This window comes from Arthrobacter sp. PGP41 (assembly GCF_002953935.1).
In the GTDB taxonomy this organism is placed as follows: Bacteria; Actinomycetota; Actinomycetes; order Actinomycetales; family Micrococcaceae; genus Arthrobacter.
This window is the reverse complement of sequence record NZ_CP026514.1, coordinates 1,740,171-1,755,603: the sequence shown is the minus strand read 5'-3', so window position 1 is coordinate 1,755,603 and position 15,433 is coordinate 1,740,171. Positions and strand designations below refer to the sequence as shown.

Below are 15,433 nucleotides of genomic sequence, written 5' to 3'. Positions count from 1 at the left end.
GCACCCATGGCACGCAAGAGCGCAGCACAGGGAACCCCGGCAACAGCGGCTCTGGCCGCGGCCGGGGTTCCCTTTGTGCTCCACCCGTATACCCACGATCCCGCAACCGCAAGCTACGGGGCGGAAGCGGCCCAAGTCCTCGGCATCCATCCGTCGAGGGTCTTCAAGACCCTCATGGTGGAGGTGGAGGGGCGGCTGGCCGTGGGAATCGTGCCGGTCAGCGGAACCCTTGACCTGAAGGCGTTCGCTGCGGTGCTGGGAACAAAGAAGGCGGCAATGGCAGATCACGCCGCGGCCCAGCGGCGCACCGGCTATGTGCTCGGCGGCATTTCACCGCTGGGCCAGCGGCTGCCCTCCCCCACCGTGCTGGACACCAGCGCCCTGGCGCTCGACACCCTGCTGGTCTCCGGTGGCAGGCGCGGACTGGACATCGAACTGGCACCGGCCGACCTGGTCCGGCTCACGGACGCCGTCACGGCCTCCATCAGCTCACCCGCTCCCGGAAGCCAGTGAGCCCAGGGCGCCAGGGTTGAGCCTGGGAGCCAGCTGCTGCCGAAGCCACGACTTGACCCGGCCTTCCCACCGGTCGGGATCGACATTCCACTCCTTGGTGTGCCGGGCCTGGTGGAAGGGCTCGAAGGTCACCATCTCCGGGTTCCGCTCCGCAAGCAGGGCCGAAGGCTCGTAGGGTACATATTCGTCATCGACGCTGTGCAGGATCAGGGTGGGAGTCCGCAGCTCGACGGCCCGGGACACCCAGTCCATCACCTTCAGGTCCACGGGCGCGGACAGTCCGGTGAGCCGCCTGCCCAGTGGATGCCCCAGCATCAGCTGGCCATACCGCCCCACCAGGGAGGGGATCCTGTTCAGCTGTGCATGGTGGGCCAGCACATTGACCCAGTCAGTAACCGGCGCGTCGAGCACCATGGCCCGGATCAGGTGCCGGTATCGGGACAGGTCCGATGTCTGCAGGCAGATGGCGCCTCCCATGGACCAGCCGAACAGCACGATTTCTTCGGCCCCGTTGGCCAGCGCGTACTCGATGGCAGCTTCAATGTCACGCCACTCCGTGGAGCCCAGGCCGTAACGGCCGTCGTCGGCGGACGGCGCCAGGCCGTCATTCCGGTAGGAAACCAGGAGGCTGGTGAGCCCAAGCTCCAGCGCGGGCCCGACGGCGCGCAGCGCCTCCTGCCGGGTGGCGCCGCGTCCATGCACCATCACCGCCCACGTGCGGGCCGTGCCGCCGGCGCGGACCAGCCAGGCGGGCGCCTGCCCGCGCTCCACATCGATGCTGACATCCTCATAGGGAATTCCGGCGGCGGCAGGGTCAGGATAGACGGCCCCGCTCCACCAGCCGCGGCGCGCCGCAGAGAGGTCGCCGGCATATACCGCTTCAACCTCTCGCAGCACGGTCCTGTCGGCGGGCGAGTAGGAGACGATGCGGCCGATCCGCGCGTGCCCTTTGCCGCCGTCGAAGAAGAACCCGTAGACGCCGTCGACCGTGGTGTCGTCAGTGGCGGCAAAGATGGCCCGCTGCCCCTGGCCGTCCCTGATGACGGCGAGTATCTCCTGGTCCGACGTCCGCTGCCGGGCGGGAGTGATGACCCGGCGTGCGAAGTACACCGCCAGCGCGGACGAACCCGCGCCCAGGAGTCCGGCCAGGCCGCCTCCGCCGATCGCTCCGCCGATTGCCCATTTTGCCCGCAACGACATTCCACCGGTCTCGGGGCGGTGTACGGGGGCGGGGCGGGTTCGCTGGAAAGTTGCCATGGAACTATTCTTACCGCCCGGGCACCGAAGCCCGCATTTCGCCGCGGACCGCCAGGTCCGCCCCGCCGCCCGCCGGGCGCGGCGCCCCCTGCGCATGGCCCGCTTCCGGGACTAGGCTAGGGCCATGAGTGAACCGATCGTCATCCTGACTGAAGAACCCCTGGGGGCGGACGACCGCCTGAACATCGAACGCCTGGTGGATGGGGCAGAAACGCGCCTGGTGGTGCTCGTGCCAGCAAACACCGAGCGGCACCTGCTGGTGGACTTCCTTGAAAACCTTTCAATGCTGGACATAGCCAAGGCCTTCAGGGAACTAACTGCCCACGCCCCCGATCCCACGCAGGAGCGGGCGCAGGCAGCGGAGACCCTCGCCGTATCCCTGGCCGCCCTGGAGGGGCTGGGCACCGGCGTCACTGGCGAAATAGTGGACGGCGGGGCCGTCAACGGGCTGGTCGCCAAGGTCCGTGAAACCGGCGCCGGGCAGGCCGTTGTGATTACCCGGCCGCACGCCGTCGCTGACACCTTCCATACGGACTGGGCCAACAAAGCACAGGACCAATTGGGCGTGCCGGTACTCCACCTTTATGCAGGCTCGGGATTTATCGGCGACTCGTAAGCGTTGACAAGGCTATGAGCATCTTCGGAAACAGCATCTTCGGCAACAAGGCTACGGAACCCCCGGCCACGGAACCGCCGGCCGGGGCCGGCGTCGCGGGCAACGGGGTGGAAAAGACCGACGCACAGTGGCGCGAGGAGCTCACGCCGGAGGAATACCATGTGCTCCGCGAGGCGGGAACCGAGCGTCCGTACACGGGCGAGTACTGGGACACCCACACTGCCGGCGTGTACCAGTGCCGGGCCTGCGGAGCGGACCTATTCACCAGCAACGAAAAGTTCGATTCCCACTGCGGCTGGCCGTCCTTCTGGGCCCCGCTTGCCGAAGGAAACGTCCGCTACATCCATGACCGCACGCTGGGAATGGACCGGGTGGAGGTCCGCTGCGCCACATGCGACTCCCACCTGGGGCACGTGTTTGAAGGTGAGGGCTACGGGACCCCCACCGACCAGCGCTACTGCATCAACTCCATCTCCATCCGGCTGGTCTCCACCGAGGATCCGCAGGTCAACGGCCCGGAACGGGAGTCCTGATCCCGCAGGGAAGGTCCTGCTCCGGGCACTGGAAAGGGCTCCGAGCCAAAGGAATACTTAGGGTTGACCACTTTTTCAATTAGCCCTGCTGGTTGCTTGCTACGCTCGCCATAGAAGCAAGCAACCAGAAAGGCAGCCGACGATGACCGAAACCCTGACCACCGCCGTCACCGGGATTTCAGCCGAAAACAAGGACTGGCTCCGGCTCAAGGCAGCCGCAACCGCCATCCAGGCGTTCCAGGCCCGGGACGGCTCCATTCCGGATCCCGCACACCACGCAGGGGCAGCTGCCCTGGTGGATGAGATCATCGATGCGCTCCGTGCCCTCGCCCCCGCCTTCCCGCATGATGCTGCGTACCTGGAAGCTGCCTGCGCTGACTTCTCGCGGTGGGCCCAGGCCGGATTCGCCACCCCCGACTTCCTTTCCTCCCTCTTGGCCTTCCAACCACAAAAACAGCGCCAGGACGGTCTGCAGCACCTGGTCGTCTTCCCCATGTACACCCAGAACGGCAGCAGCAACCGCCTTGTGGAGGCAGTCCTGGTGGAGGTGATCTGGCCCGATTTCATCGCCGGGCTTGAGGCCGGGGACTACTCGAACAAGCTGTTCGTACCCATCCGGTTCGTGGACTTTACCGCCGGCTACGACACGAACTCGGCAGTGCTGTTTCCTGAGACCGTGGCGGTCAGCAGGACCCCCACCTTCACCTGGGGTGCGATTTTCGCGGACAGGGAGGCAGCCAGGTTCCGCCGCGTCCTCAAGGCCGCCGCCGAGACCACCTGCCTGGAACTGCCCGAAGGGGCAGCGGAGATGCTCGCCGACCAGGACCTGACAGAGGCCACGTTTGTCATGTGGGACCTGATCCACGACCGGACGCACATGCGCGGCGACCTGCCATTCGATCCGTTCATGATCAAGCAGCGGATGCCCTTCTTCCTGTACTCCCTTGAAGAACTGCGCTGCGACCTGACTGCGTTCCGCGAGTCCGTGCGGATAGAAAAAGACGAGGACGCCGATCCGGAAGCCCGGCGCCACGCCAAGCTGGTGCAGTACGCCATCATCTTTGACCGCATCTTCCGGTTCGCGATCACCGGCAGCCGCGTCCGGAATTACGACGGCCTGGGCGGCCAGCTCCTGTTCGCGTGGCTGCACCAGCAGCGCGTCCTGCACTGGACGGACACCCGGCTGACCATCGACTGGGATGAAGTAGCCAATGCTGTCATCGCCCTCGGCGCCCGCATCGACGACCTGTACTGGCGCTCCATCGACCGCCCCAAAACCGCCCACTGGCTGGCTGCATACGAGCTGGTCTCCGCCACTGTGACTCCCCATCCGGCGTCCGTTTGGGCCAGGGGGCCGGAGGCGCTGCCGCTGGCGGGCCCGCCGCGAGGCCTCACTGACCAGGTGCTCGACGACGAATTCCCGCTGTCCATGTTCTACGAAGCACTGGAAAAGAAGATGCGCCCGGTCATTGAGTCCACTGCCGGCATCACTGGAGCATCCGCGCTGTGACAGCTGCTACAGAGCCGGCAAAACCGCCGCTGAACGTCCTGGTTACGGGCGGCAGCGGCGCGTCCGGCGTCGCTGTGGCCCGGGCACTCAGGGAGGCCGGGCACCGCGTCTTCACCGTGGGCTCGGACCTGGAGCGGATCAGGAAAGCGGCAGCACAGGCGGGCGACGGCGTTGCCCCCTTCGTGTGCGACCTTGCACGCATGGATGAGGTACGGCAGCTGCGGGCCGATGTCACCGCTGCTGCCGGGCCAATGGATGCTGTGATCCACCTGGTGGGCGGCTGGCGCGGGGCGCAATGCATTGCGGACCAGACCGACGAGGACTGGGACTTCCTTGTGCGCGGAGCCGTCACCACGCTCCGCAACGTCTCTCGCGTCTTTTACGACGACGTCGCCGCCTCCGGTTGTGGCCGGTTCGCCATGGTGTCCTCCACCACCGCCGCCATGCCCACCGCGGCAACAGCCAGTTACGCCGCCGCGAAGGCAGCGGCCGAGGCTTGGACCCTAGCCATCGCTGATGGTTTCAGCCGCGCCGCCGGCAGGAACGGCGGCAGCGCGGCAGCCGCCGTCGTCCTGGTGGTCAAAGCACTTGTGGATGAGGAACTGCGCCGCCGCCACCCCGAGCGGTCCTTCGCGGGCGCAACGGACGTCGAAGACCTGGCGCGCGCCGTCGTCGGACTCTTTGATGCCCCTGCCGCCGAACTGAACGGCCGGCGGCTGCAGCTGGCGGCGTCAGTGTCCCCGGCCCGGACTTTACCTAGACTGAAAGCGTGAGCAAAGCCATGACGACAACCGCCGAAACCGCCGCCGGCATCCGCCTCCATGATCCGAACGTGCGGGGTTTCGCCTCGGACAACTACTCGGGCGTCCATCCCGAGGTGCTGGCTGCCCTGGCGGCCGCCAACGACGGCCACCAGGTCTCCTACGGCGAGGACGACTACACGGCCAGGCTGCAGCAGCTGATGGAGGACCACTTCGGCCCAGGCATCGAGTGCTTTCCCGTCTTCAACGGCACCGGCGCCAACGTCCTTTCACTGCAGTCACTGCTCCCCCGCTGGGGCGCCGTGGTCTGCGCCTCCACCGCCCACATCAACATGGATGAGAACGGCGCGCCGGAACGCATGGGCGGCATCAAGCTGCTGCATGTCCCCACGCCGGACGGCAAGCTCACGCCCGAACTGATTGACCGGGAGGCCTGGGGCTGGGGGGACGAGCACCGCGCCCAGCCGCTGGCGGTGTCCATCACCCAGACCACGGAACTCGGCACCTGCTACACGCCGGAGGAAGTCCGGGCCATTGCTGACCATGCCCATGCCAAGGGAATGAAGCTGCACATGGACGGCGCCCGGCTGGCCAACGCCGCTGCCCACCTCCGGATTCCGCTGCGGGCCTTCACGCGCGACGCCGGGGTGGACATCCTGTCCTTTGGCGGCACCAAGAACGGCCTGCTGTTCGGCGAAGTGGTGGTGGCACTGAACCCGGAAGCGGCCCACGGGCTCGTCTACCTGCGCAAGATGGACATGCAGCTGGCCTCCAAGATGCGCTTCCTGTCAGCGCAGTTCATCGCGCTCCTGGAAGGTGACTTGTGGTTGCGGTCCGCCGCGCACGCCAACGCCATGGCCGCCCGGCTCCGCGCCGCCGTCGACACCATCGACGGCGTCCGGCCCACCCAGGAGACCGAATCCAACGGCGTTTTTGCCGTCCTCCCCGAAGGCGTGGCCGACAGGCTGCGCGCGTCGTTCCGCTTTTACGATTGGAATGAAGCCACGCGCGAGGTGCGCTGGATGTGTTCCTTCGATACCACCGAAGAGGATGTGGATGCCTTCGTTGCCGCACTCCGCCGGGAACTGCACAATGGCGGGAACTGACGGTCCGCGCCGTCAGCCGGCGGCGAGCCTACCCGACCTGCCCCGCCCGGTTGCGTAACCTGCGAAGGTGAACGCACTTGACCAGGTTCCCCCGGAGTTTCTCCACGCTTTGGGAACCCTCAGGAAAGCCCAGTGCCGCCGGGAACTGCGCCTGGCGGAAATCCCGGCGCCGGCCCGGCTGGCGCCCTTTGCCGTGGCCCTGGGCGCCGAAGTTTTCGCCCCCGGCTCCGGCGCCCCGGGCACCCCGCTTCACGGCCCCGCCGCGATGGCACTCGCTGCCGCGTCCGGAACGGAAGGCGAGGACGGGATGGAACTTGCAACGGGGCGGTTCATCCTCCTCCACGACCCCCAAGGCTCCGAGGTCTGGGACGGGGAATTCCGCATTGTCACCTATATCCGTGCGGAGCTGGAACCCGAGATGGGCAACGACGAAATGCTCGGAACAGTCGCCTGGACCTGGCTGGTGGAGGCACTGGAGAACCACAAGGCGGCGTACCGGGCCGCCGGCGGCACTGCCACCAGGGTCCTCTCGGAGAGTTTCGGGACCCTGTCCGAAAGGCCCGGATCCATCGACATCGAACTGCGGGCCTCCTGGACACCCGCCACGTCCGACGTCCAGGCCCACCTTGAGGCCTGGTCCGACATGGTGTGCACCTTCGCCGGCCTGCCGCCGCTGCCGGACGGCGTGACGCCGCTGACGCTGCGCCGCCGGAACTAAGACCATTGTTGGTGACGGACCGAAGGCGGACCGATGGCGCACCGCCGCGGACGGGATGGCGGGGCATGGTGCCGGGCCAGAAGGCAGGCGTGTACCGGCCGGCCGGTAAACTGGAGGCATCATGACCCCTAACATTCCGGAAAACACCACGGCCGGCGTCCCGGCTGCTGATACCGCACCCCACATCACGGTGGAAGGCTTTGACAGCCCCATCCCCGAAATCGTTGAGCTCGCCGCCCCCCGGGAGGGCGTTCCGCTGGTCATCCAGACGCAGTCCGGCCTGGAGCGCTGCGCTGCGGCCATCGCCGCCGGCACCGGACCGGCGGGTGTGGACGCCGAGCGGGCTTCCGGCTTCCGTTACGGGCAGCGCGCGTTCCTGGTCCAGATCCGGCGCGAAGGCGCCGGGACCTGGCTGATCGACCCCGAACCCTTCGAGAACCTGGACGTCATCAACGACGCCCTCCGCGGTGTCGAATGGATCCTGCACGCCGCCAGCCAGGACCTGCCCTGCCTCGCGGAGCTGGGCATGTGGCCGGACAAGCTTTTCGACACCGAACTCGCTGCACGGCTGGCCGGGCTGCCCCGCGTGGGCCTGGCCGCCGTCATCGAGCAGCTGCTCGGCTTCGGGCTCGCCAAGGAGCACTCGGCAGCGGACTGGTCCACCCGGCCTCTCCCCGAACCCTGGCTGCGGTATGCCGCACTGGACGTTGAAGTCCTCACGGAACTGCGGGAGGAACTCATCGAGCTCCTGCAGGCGGACGGAAAGCTGGAATACGCCGAGCAGGAGTTCGCTGCGATCCTGGCCGCCGGATTGCCTGCAGCCCGCGTGGACCCGTGGCGGAAGACCTCCGGCCTGCACCAGATCAGGGACCGCCGGCAGCTGGCCGCCGTACGTGAGCTGTGGCTGGAGCGCGACTCCCTGGCACAGAAACGGGACGTGGCACCGGGACGGCTGATTCCTGACTCCGCCCTGGTGGCGGCGGCCAAAGCCATGCCGGCCACCGTGCCGCAGCTGCTGGGCACCAAGGGCTTCCACGGCCGGGCGGCGCAACGTGAAGCGCCCCGCTGGCTGCGCTGCATCGCAGCTGCACGGGATCTCGAAGAACTCCCGCCGCTCCACCTCCCCACCAACGCGCCGCCTCCGCCCCGTGTGTGGGCGGACCGGGACCCGGAGGCCGCTGCCCGCCTGGCCACCGCACGGCCGCTGCTGCAGGCGAAGGCGGAGTCGCTGAGCCTCCCGCTGGAGAACCTGCTTACTCCGGATTACCTGCGGCGGGTAGCCTGGCGGCCGCCGGCGGAAATCACCGAAACAGCAGTCGCCGCCGAACTGCGCGCCCTGGGCGCACGTGAGTGGCAGGTGGAACTGGCGACGCCCCTGATCGTTGAAGCGTTCCTGCACCCGCAGCCGCTGCCCGCCAAGGAACCCAAAGCGGACGCCACCGCAGCGGGGAAATAGGCGCATCCGGCTGCACCGCCTCCGGCTCCCACAACGAATCCCAAACGCTCTCTCACTTGATGCGTGAAAGCCGCCAACGCTCGCTCACTTTCTTGAAGAGAGTGAGAGAGCATTGGCCAAAAATGCGCATTAAGTGAGAGAGCGTCCCTTTAGGCGGGGGCCTTGCGGGCTAAGTTACTGACGAGTAACATCGGACGTATTGCCGCCAGGCCACTGCCAGCAAAGGCATGCCACCGGCGCCTACGTCTCGATGAGGAGTTATACGTGAGCCACCAGGGAAGCGGCGCATCCATGCGCACTGTCCGGGACGTCGTCTTTGTGGACGGCCTCCGCACACCGTTCGGCAGGGCCGGGGACAAGGGCATCTACGCCGGCACCCGGGCTGACGACCTGATAGTGAAGTGCATCCGCGAACTGCTTCGGCGGAACCCGTCGCTGCCGCCCGCGCGGATCGATGAAGTGGCTATTGCGGCCACCACCCAGACCGGAGACCAAGGCCTAACCCTTGGCCGGACGGCTGCCCTGCTTGCCGGACTGCCCAGGACGGTTCCCGGCTTTGCCGTTGACCGCATGTGCGCCGGAGCCATGACCGCGGTGACCGCTGTGGCCGGAGGGATCAGCTTCGGCGCATACGACGTTGTGGTGGCCGGAGGCGTGGAACACATGGGCAACCACCCGATGGGGTCAGGCGCCGACCCGAATCCGCGGTTCATTTCAGAGCGGCTGGTGGACCCGGCCGCGCTCAACATGGGGAACACTGCCGAGAACCTGCACGACCGTTTTCCGGCCATCACCAAGGAACGAACGGATGCCTACGCCGTCGCTTCGCAGGCTAAGTTCGAGAATGCCCGCCGCAACGGCCGCATCCAGCCGGACCTGGTTCCCGTTGCCGCGCTGAAGCCCGGCCAGGGCTGGACACTGAACACGGCGGACGAACCGCCGCGGCCAGGCACCACCTTGGCCGACCTCGCCGGCCTCCGCACCCCGTTCCGGGCCCACGGCCGCGTCACCGCCGGGAATGCCGCAGGCCTGAACGACGGCGCCACCGCAGCGGTCCTGGCGTCCGCCGAGGCTGCCGCCGAGCTGGGGCTGGCGGTCAAAATGCGTCTGGTCAGCTACGCGTATGCCGGTGTTGAACCAGAAGTCATGGGCATCGGGCCCGTGCCGGCCACCGAGAAGGCGCTGAAGAATGCGGGGCTCACCATTGCGGACATCGGCCTCTTTGAAATCAACGAAGCTTTTGCCGTGCAGGTGCTCAGCTTCCTGGACCATTTCGGCATTCCCGAGGACGACCCCCGGGTCAACCGCTACGGCGGCGCCATCGCCGTGGGCCACCCCCTGGCCTCGTCCGGTGTTCGGCTGATGACCCAGCTCGCCCGGCAGTTCGAGGAGGACCACTCCGTCCGGTACGGCATCACCACCATGTGCGTCGGCCTCGGCATGGGAGCCACCGTGATCTGGGAAAACCCGCATCACTCGGAATACACAGACTACAGCGGAGCCCGGCCCGGGGATTCCGCCGCCACCGAAACCGCTTCCGAAGGAGCCGCATGAGCGCCGCAGATTTCACCAAGCTTGCAGACCTGTTCCCGAACGAGACCGTCACGCACTCCTACGTCCAGGACATCGAACTGCCCGCTCCGGCGGGAAAACCCAGCCCGGGCACTTTTGCGCTCATCACCTTGGACAACGGCCTGGACCACTCCAAGCCCACCACGCTGGGACCCAACACCCTGGTGGAGCTCGGCACGGTGCTGGAGGGCCTTCGCGAGCGCGCCGGCCGCGGCGAGATCGTCGGCGTCGGAGTAACGGGCAAGCCCTACTACCTCGTGGCCGGCGCCGATCTTTCCGCCGTCAAGAACCTCGAAGAACGCGAGCACGGGCTGTGGATGGCGCAGCTGGGCCACGACGTTTACGCAACCCTGGCCAACCTGGGCGTTCCCAGCTTCGCCTTCATCAACGGCGCAGCCCTGGGCGGCGGCCTCGAAATCGCGCTGCAGTCCACCTACCGCACCGTGTCCACGGGAGCCGGGGCACTGGCGCTGCCGGAAGCCTTCCTCGGCCTGGTCCCGGGCTGGGGCGGTGTCTACATCCTGCCCCGCCTCATCGGGCCGGAAAACGCCGTGAAGGTGATGATCGAAAACCCGCTCAGCAACAACCGGACGCTGACCGGCCCCGAGGCATTCAGCCTCGGCTTGGCCGACGCCATCTTCGAACCGGCCGATTTCCTCGAGCAGTCCCTGGCCTGGGCGGCGGGAGTTATCTCCGGCACCGTAACCCCGGAACGCGCCAACGCCGTCGATCCTTCCGAACCCGAAACCGCCGCCAGGTGGGCCGGTGCGGTCGCGGCCGGGCGGGCCTTCGTGGAGGCCAAGACCTCCAATGCAGCACCCGCCCCGGGAAAGGTCCTGGACATCCTCGAAGCGAACCGCACCATGACCCAGGCCGAATCCGCTGCCCTTGAATGCGAAACCCTGGCCGGACTCATGCAGAGTGATGAATTCCGTGCCACCGTGTACGCCTTCCTCGACCTGGTCCAGAAGCGCTCCAAGCGGCCGGCCGGAGCCCCGGACAGCAAACTGGCCCGCCCGGTCACCAAGGTGGGAGTTGTTGGCGCCGGCCTGATGGCCAGCCAGCTGGCACTGCTGTTCGCCCGCCAGCTCAAGGTCCCCGTGGTGATGACGGACATCGACCAGGCCAGGGTGGACAAGGGCGTGGGTTATGTCCACGCTGAGGTAGACAAGCTGCTGGCCAAGGCACGCATCAGCCAGGACGCCGCCAACCGGACGAAGGCGCTGGTCACGGGCTCGGTGTCCAAGGAGGTTTTCGCGGACGCCGATTTTGTGATCGAAGCGGTCTTTGAAGAACTCAACGTCAAGAAACAGGTCTTCGCGGAACTGGAAGAGGTCGTGACGCCGGACTGCATCCTGGCCACCAACACTTCTTCCTTGTCGGTCACGGCCATGGCGGAGGATTTGAAGCACCCGGAGCGCGTTGTGGGCTTCCATTTCTTCAATCCGGTGGCGGTCATGCCGCTGCTGGAAATCGTCCGGGCCCCGCGGACCGACGACGCCGTCCTCGCCACCGCGTTTGAGCTGGCCAAGGGCCTGAAGAAGACAGCCGTGCTGGTCAAGGACGCCGCCGCGTTCGTGGTCAACCGGATCCTGCTGCGGCTGATGGGCGAAGTGACGGCGGCCTTTGACGAGGGCACCGCGGCTGAAGTGGCCGACAACGCCCTGCGGCCCATGGGCCTGCCGATGACGCCCTTCACCCTGGGCGCCATGGTGGGGCTTCCTGTCGCCCAGCACGTGCAGGAATCGCTCCACGCCGCCTTCGGCGAACGCTTCACAGTGTCCGCCAACCTGCAAAAGCTCATCGACAACGGCGTGAAGGGGCTCTGGACCACCGGCCCGGACGGCTCGAAGGCGATCCCCGAGTCCACCCTGTCGCTGATGTCCTTCGGCACCTCCCCTTCCACCGCCGGGCAGGTGCTCCAGCGCACCCAGGACGCCCTTGCCGAGGAAATCGGCCTGATGCTCGCAGAAGGCGTGGTTGCGGGCCCGGAGGACATTGACCTCTGCATGATCCTCGGCGCCGGTTGGCCCTTGTTCCTCGGCGGCATCACCCCGTACCTTGACCGGGTGGGTGCCTCCGAGCGCGTCAACGGCAGGCGCTTCCTGCCGCCGGGAGTGGCGTCCCGCCCGGCCTGACCAGCCAGCCTGATCAGCGGGCCAGCCGGCCGCCGTCGAGCTCCACACCGCGGTGTGCCATTGACCGGGCATAGGCGAGATCGTGCGTGACCAGCACGACGGCGGAGCCCTCCCCTGCCGCGGCACGCACCGCAGCGTCCAGCAGGGCCAGGCCGTCGCCGTCGAGCGCCACGGTGGGTTCGTCCAGGGCCAGGACCGCGGGTTTGCGGGCAAGGACCGTGGCCAGGGCAAGGAGGCGCTGGCTGGACGCGGGCAGTTCGGCGGGGTGCTCACCGGCAGCCCCTGCCAGGCCGACGGCGGCCAGCGCCTCGAGGGCCCGGCCCGCCGCCTCACCGGGCTGGAAGAGGCTGTCCAGGCCGAAGCGCACCTCACGGAGTACGGTCCGCTCGAACAGCTGGTCCCGGGGTTGCTGGAACAGCAGGCCCACTGATCGGGCCACCATGCCCGCCGGGATCCCGGCGATGTCTGAGCCACGGACGAGGACTTGCCCGGAAGCGGGCCGCAGCAGACCGTTGAATTGGCGCAGCAACGTTGATTTCCCTGCGCCGTTGGGGCCGGTGACTGCCACGATCTCTCCGGGCTTGACCGCCAGGTTGACGTCCCGCAGCACCTGGGGTTGTTTGGCGTCGTCGGGACCACCTCCCCGCCGCGTACGGCCAGGGGTCCTCCTGCCGCCGCCTGCGTAATCGAAGGAGACCCCGCGGAGCTCCAAGGCCGGGACGGTTGGTGCCGTGCCAGGCGGCACACTGGCCGGCACGGCCGGGCGCGCTGATCCGCGGGGCCGTGCCGCAAGTGTTCCTTCCACCAGGCTGCCAGGGCGCCGGATGCCCGAGGGCAGCAGCCCGGAGCCCGGATGCAGGTCGGCAGGGGTGCCGCTGGCCGTCACCCTGCCGTCCACCACGACATGCCACGTCCCGGCGTCAAGCAGCGGCGCGTCGACCACCTGGCTGAGGACCACGACGGCGGTGCCGCCCTTGACGAGGTCCCGCACCAGCTGTGCCAGTCCGGCGGTTCCGGCGCTGTCCAGCGAAGCGAAGGGCTCGTCCATGATCAGCACCCGCGGTTCCGTGACGATGGCGCACCCAATGGCAAGCCGGCGCAGCTCGCCGCCGGAAAGCCGGGCCGGGTGATGGTTTAGGAGGTCCGTGAGTCCCAGGAGCGCGGCGGTACGTTCCACCGTGGCCTTCATGGCGGCGCGCTCCACTGCCCTGTTCTCGAGGCCGAACGCGAGTTCTTCGGCCACTGTGGCCCGCACCGTGGACAGGACGGCGGCTGGATCCTGGGGAACAAACCCCACCTGGCGGCCCCATTCCGCGGGATTGATGCGCGGATCCCTGCCGCTGCCGAACTGCAGGCGGGTACCCGCGAGCTCCAGGAAGCCGTGGAGGGTTCCCCCGCCACCGGGCGGAAGCCAGCCGGCCAGCACCCGGCCCAGAGTGGATTTCCCGCTTCCCGACGGTCCGAGCACAGCGGTGAACGTTCCGGGGACGAAGGCGAGCTCCATCCCTTGCAGGACGGGGGCGGCGTCGTCATGGAACGTGAAGGTGCTGATGCCGGCCGACAGTATGGGTCCGGCGGTTTCCAGGGTGTCCCGGCCTCCGGCCATATTTAGGTTCCCACCGCGGAAAGCCAAAGCCGGAGGGCAACCGCCGCTGAGGCGGCCACCAGCAGGCCAACCCGGAGCACATGCTGGAGTTGGGAATCCGGCACGTCGCGGTAGGTGGTCCGGGGTCCCGGGTTGCTGAAGCCACGGGACTCCAGCGCCGCTGCACGGGTACCGGCGTCCTCGACCAGGGACAGGACCAGCGGGACCGCCTGGCGGCGGAAGGCGGCCACGCGGTGCAGCAGCCCGCGCCGGATCACCAGGCCGCGGGATTCCTGGGCCTGCCGGATCCCCTCCGCCCTGGAGGTGATGGCCGGCAGCAGGGTGAGGGTGGACGCCAGCACGAAAGCGAACCGGCCCTGGACGCCGCGGGCGGACAACGCCGCCACCAGGTCCGGAACGCTGACACTGAAGGAGAAGACCAGGAGCGCAAGGACTGCCGCCCCCAGCTGTGCCGCCCGCTCCACGGCAAAGGAAAGCCCCTCCGTGGTGACGCGGGCCGGCCCCCACTGCGCCAGGACGGTCCGCCCCTCAGGGAAGAACAGCCCATGCATGACCAGCAGTGACAGCCCCAGCGGGACCAGGACAGCAGCGGCGGCCGGAAGCGTCCTGCGCGCCGTGCCCGCGCGGGCCGACACGACGGCGGCCGCGGCCACGACGGCGAGGGACAGCGGCAAACTGGCTGCCGCCGTCGTAATGGCCGCCGTGCTGCCGGCGGCTGCCAGCGAGGTCAGCGGGTGGAGGCGCATCAGACTGGTCAGGAACTCTGTTCAGGCATCTTGCCGGCCAGCACGCGGTGCCGGCGGATGAACGGGAACTGCAGCCGCGCGCGGCGCGGAAGCGCGTAGGCCAGGAGGGCCACCACGGTGAACACTATCGCTTTGTCCATGGGGTCGGAGATGAGCGCCTGTTTGGTGATGGCGGCCAGGAGGGTGTCGCCCATGGCGCGGAAGGCACTGACGATGGCACCGGTGGCCACTCCGGAAGTACCGCCAAAGACGAAAGCCGCCACCGGCGCGGACACCACGCCGCCGATGATGCCGGTGGCAAACCCTGCTACGGGGGCGAGGTAGAAGCGGCGGAACATTCCATGGCGGGCGGCGAGGCCGGCAAGGCAGCCGATCAGTGCGGCCCCGGCGGCGAACGGCAGCACGGTGGGGTTGAAGAAGGACCAGACAATGCTGCTCAGCGCACCGGTCGCCGCACCCGCCGCCGGGCCGGCCAGCACCGCGATGAGGACCGTGCCGATGGTGTCAAGGTAGAACGGGACCAGGGTGCTGCCGACGAACTGGCCAAGCACAATGTTCAGCACCAGTGCCACGGGGATCAGCACCACAGTGGAGGCCGGCAGCGTAGGCAGGACGGCGACAATCAGCAGCACGGCGCCGACGAGGAAGCCGGAAAGGGCGATCAAGGCGGACGCGCTGCCCGGTCCCCCGGTGATGTCTGCAGGCTGGTTCAGCACCAGGTAGACGTAGGTGCCGGCGATGGCCAGGGCGCCGAGGATTTCCAGCAGCCGGCGCTTGCGGGCGGCGGCGGGCGCCGGGGACGGCAACGTCAGGGAATGCGATGACATGGAGGTTCCTTCAGGGTGCGGGCGCGGAGGACCCGGAGTTCCCGGGCCGGGCGGAGCGCCGCCTATGTCACCTC

At 68.1% G+C, this 15,433-nt stretch carries 14 protein-coding genes; 10 read left to right on the top strand and 4 right to left on the bottom strand.

Going from position 1 to position 15,433, the window contains the following annotated elements; all coding sequences use genetic code 11:
• Positions 1–6: 6 nt before the first annotated feature.
• A complete protein-coding gene (gene ybaK, locus C3B78_RS07895; RefSeq protein WP_104997581.1) occupies positions 7–513 on the top strand; it encodes a Cys-tRNA(Pro) deacylase in 507 nt (168 codons plus the stop codon).
• Here ybaK and C3B78_RS07890 read toward each other — a convergent pair.
• Positions 490–1,770 carry an alpha/beta hydrolase family protein gene (locus C3B78_RS07890; protein WP_104997580.1) on the bottom strand — a complete coding sequence of 427 codons (1,281 nt, stop codon included), beginning with the start codon at positions 1,768–1,770 and terminating at the stop codon, positions 490–492. The genes ybaK and C3B78_RS07890 overlap by 24 nt on opposite strands.
• Positions 1,771–1,894: 124 nt before the next feature.
• On the opposite strand from C3B78_RS07890, the gene C3B78_RS07885 reads away from it, so the two are divergent.
• The 9 genes from C3B78_RS07885 to C3B78_RS07845 all read left to right on the top strand — a co-directional run bounded on the left by C3B78_RS07885 (position 1,895) and on the right by C3B78_RS07845 (position 12,180).
• The gene (locus C3B78_RS07885) at positions 1,895–2,386 is read left to right on the top strand and encodes a hypothetical protein (RefSeq protein ID WP_104997579.1); all 492 of its coding nucleotides are present in this window, start codon (positions 1,895–1,897) and stop codon (positions 2,384–2,386) included.
• Between the two features lie 14 nt (positions 2,387–2,400).
• Positions 2,401–2,919: a peptide-methionine (R)-S-oxide reductase MsrB gene (msrB, locus tag C3B78_RS07880; protein WP_199775357.1), complete on the top strand. Its 519-nt coding sequence runs from the start codon at positions 2,401–2,403 to the stop codon at positions 2,917–2,919.
• Between the two features lie 142 nt (positions 2,920–3,061).
• The gene (locus C3B78_RS07875) at positions 3,062–4,429 is read left to right on the top strand and encodes a DUF6421 family protein (RefSeq protein ID WP_104997578.1); all 1,368 of its coding nucleotides are present in this window, start codon (positions 3,062–3,064) and stop codon (positions 4,427–4,429) included.
• A complete protein-coding gene (locus tag C3B78_RS07870; RefSeq protein WP_104997577.1) occupies positions 4,426–5,202 on the top strand; it encodes an SDR family oxidoreductase in 777 nt (258 codons plus the stop codon). The genes C3B78_RS07875 and C3B78_RS07870 overlap by 4 nt, the downstream gene beginning before the upstream one ends.
• An 8-nt stretch (positions 5,203–5,210) precedes the next feature.
• The gene (locus C3B78_RS07865; protein WP_104999697.1) at positions 5,211–6,296 is read left to right on the top strand and encodes a threonine aldolase family protein; all 1,086 of its coding nucleotides are present in this window, start codon (positions 5,211–5,213) and stop codon (positions 6,294–6,296) included.
• Positions 6,297–6,363: 67 nt separating this feature from the next.
• Entirely contained in the window at positions 6,364–7,014 is a 651-nt protein-coding gene (locus C3B78_RS07860; RefSeq protein WP_104997576.1) for a DUF3000 domain-containing protein, read from the top strand.
• Positions 7,015–7,135: 121 nt separating this feature from the next.
• Entirely contained in the window at positions 7,136–8,470 is a 1,335-nt protein-coding gene (locus C3B78_RS07855; protein ID WP_104997575.1) for an HRDC domain-containing protein, read from the top strand.
• Positions 8,471–8,761: 291 nt separating this feature from the next.
• Positions 8,762–10,024: a thiolase family protein gene (locus C3B78_RS07850; RefSeq protein WP_104999696.1), complete on the top strand. Its 1,263-nt coding sequence runs from the start codon at positions 8,762–8,764 to the stop codon at positions 10,022–10,024.
• The gene (locus C3B78_RS07845; protein WP_104997574.1) at positions 10,021–12,180 is read left to right on the top strand and encodes a 3-hydroxyacyl-CoA dehydrogenase NAD-binding domain-containing protein; all 2,160 of its coding nucleotides are present in this window, start codon (positions 10,021–10,023) and stop codon (positions 12,178–12,180) included. The genes C3B78_RS07850 and C3B78_RS07845 overlap by 4 nt, the downstream gene beginning before the upstream one ends.
• A 13-nt stretch (positions 12,181–12,193) precedes the next feature.
• On the opposite strand, the gene C3B78_RS07840 is transcribed toward C3B78_RS07845, so the two are convergent.
• From C3B78_RS07840 to C3B78_RS07830, 3 genes are read right to left on the bottom strand one after another with little or no spacing between them, the layout of a single operon-like run.
• Positions 12,194–13,786: an ABC transporter ATP-binding protein gene (locus C3B78_RS07840; RefSeq protein WP_104997573.1), complete on the bottom strand. Its 1,593-nt coding sequence runs from the start codon at positions 13,784–13,786 to the stop codon at positions 12,194–12,196.
• Positions 13,787–13,788: 2 nt separating this feature from the next.
• On the bottom strand, positions 13,789–14,532 hold the full coding sequence (locus C3B78_RS07835) for an energy-coupling factor transporter transmembrane component T (RefSeq protein WP_104997572.1): 744 nt from the start codon (positions 14,530–14,532) through the stop codon (positions 13,789–13,791).
• A gap of 8 nt (positions 14,533–14,540) precedes the next feature.
• Entirely contained in the window at positions 14,541–15,359 is an 819-nt protein-coding gene (locus tag C3B78_RS07830; protein WP_104997571.1) for a glycosyl transferase family 9, read from the bottom strand.
• Positions 15,360–15,433: the final 74 nt, after the last annotated feature.

Coding starts and splice junctions, on each gene's coding strand:
- ybaK (WP_104997581.1), top strand. CDS start 7: ATGGCACGCAAGAGCGCAGCACAGGGAACCCCGGCAACAGCGGCTCTG.
- C3B78_RS07890 (WP_104997580.1), bottom strand. CDS start 1,770: ATGGCAACTTTCCAGCGAACCCGCCCCGCCCCCGTACACCGCCCCGAG.
- C3B78_RS07885 (WP_104997579.1), top strand. CDS start 1,895: ATGAGTGAACCGATCGTCATCCTGACTGAAGAACCCCTGGGGGCGGAC.
- msrB (WP_199775357.1), top strand. CDS start 2,401: ATGAGCATCTTCGGAAACAGCATCTTCGGCAACAAGGCTACGGAACCC.
- C3B78_RS07875 (WP_104997578.1), top strand. CDS start 3,062: ATGACCGAAACCCTGACCACCGCCGTCACCGGGATTTCAGCCGAAAAC.
- C3B78_RS07865 (WP_104999697.1), top strand. CDS start 5,211: ATGACGACAACCGCCGAAACCGCCGCCGGCATCCGCCTCCATGATCCG.
- C3B78_RS07855 (WP_104997575.1), top strand. CDS start 7,136: ATGACCCCTAACATTCCGGAAAACACCACGGCCGGCGTCCCGGCTGCT.
- C3B78_RS07850 (WP_104999696.1), top strand. CDS start 8,762: ATGCGCACTGTCCGGGACGTCGTCTTTGTGGACGGCCTCCGCACACCG.
- C3B78_RS07845 (WP_104997574.1), top strand. CDS start 10,021: ATGAGCGCCGCAGATTTCACCAAGCTTGCAGACCTGTTCCCGAACGAG.
- C3B78_RS07840 (WP_104997573.1), bottom strand. CDS start 13,786: ATGGCCGGAGGCCGGGACACCCTGGAAACCGCCGGACCCATACTGTCG.
- C3B78_RS07835 (WP_104997572.1), bottom strand. CDS start 14,532: ATGCGCCTCCACCCGCTGACCTCGCTGGCAGCCGCCGGCAGCACGGCG.
- C3B78_RS07830 (WP_104997571.1), bottom strand. CDS start 15,359: ATGTCATCGCATTCCCTGACGTTGCCGTCCCCGGCGCCCGCCGCCGCC.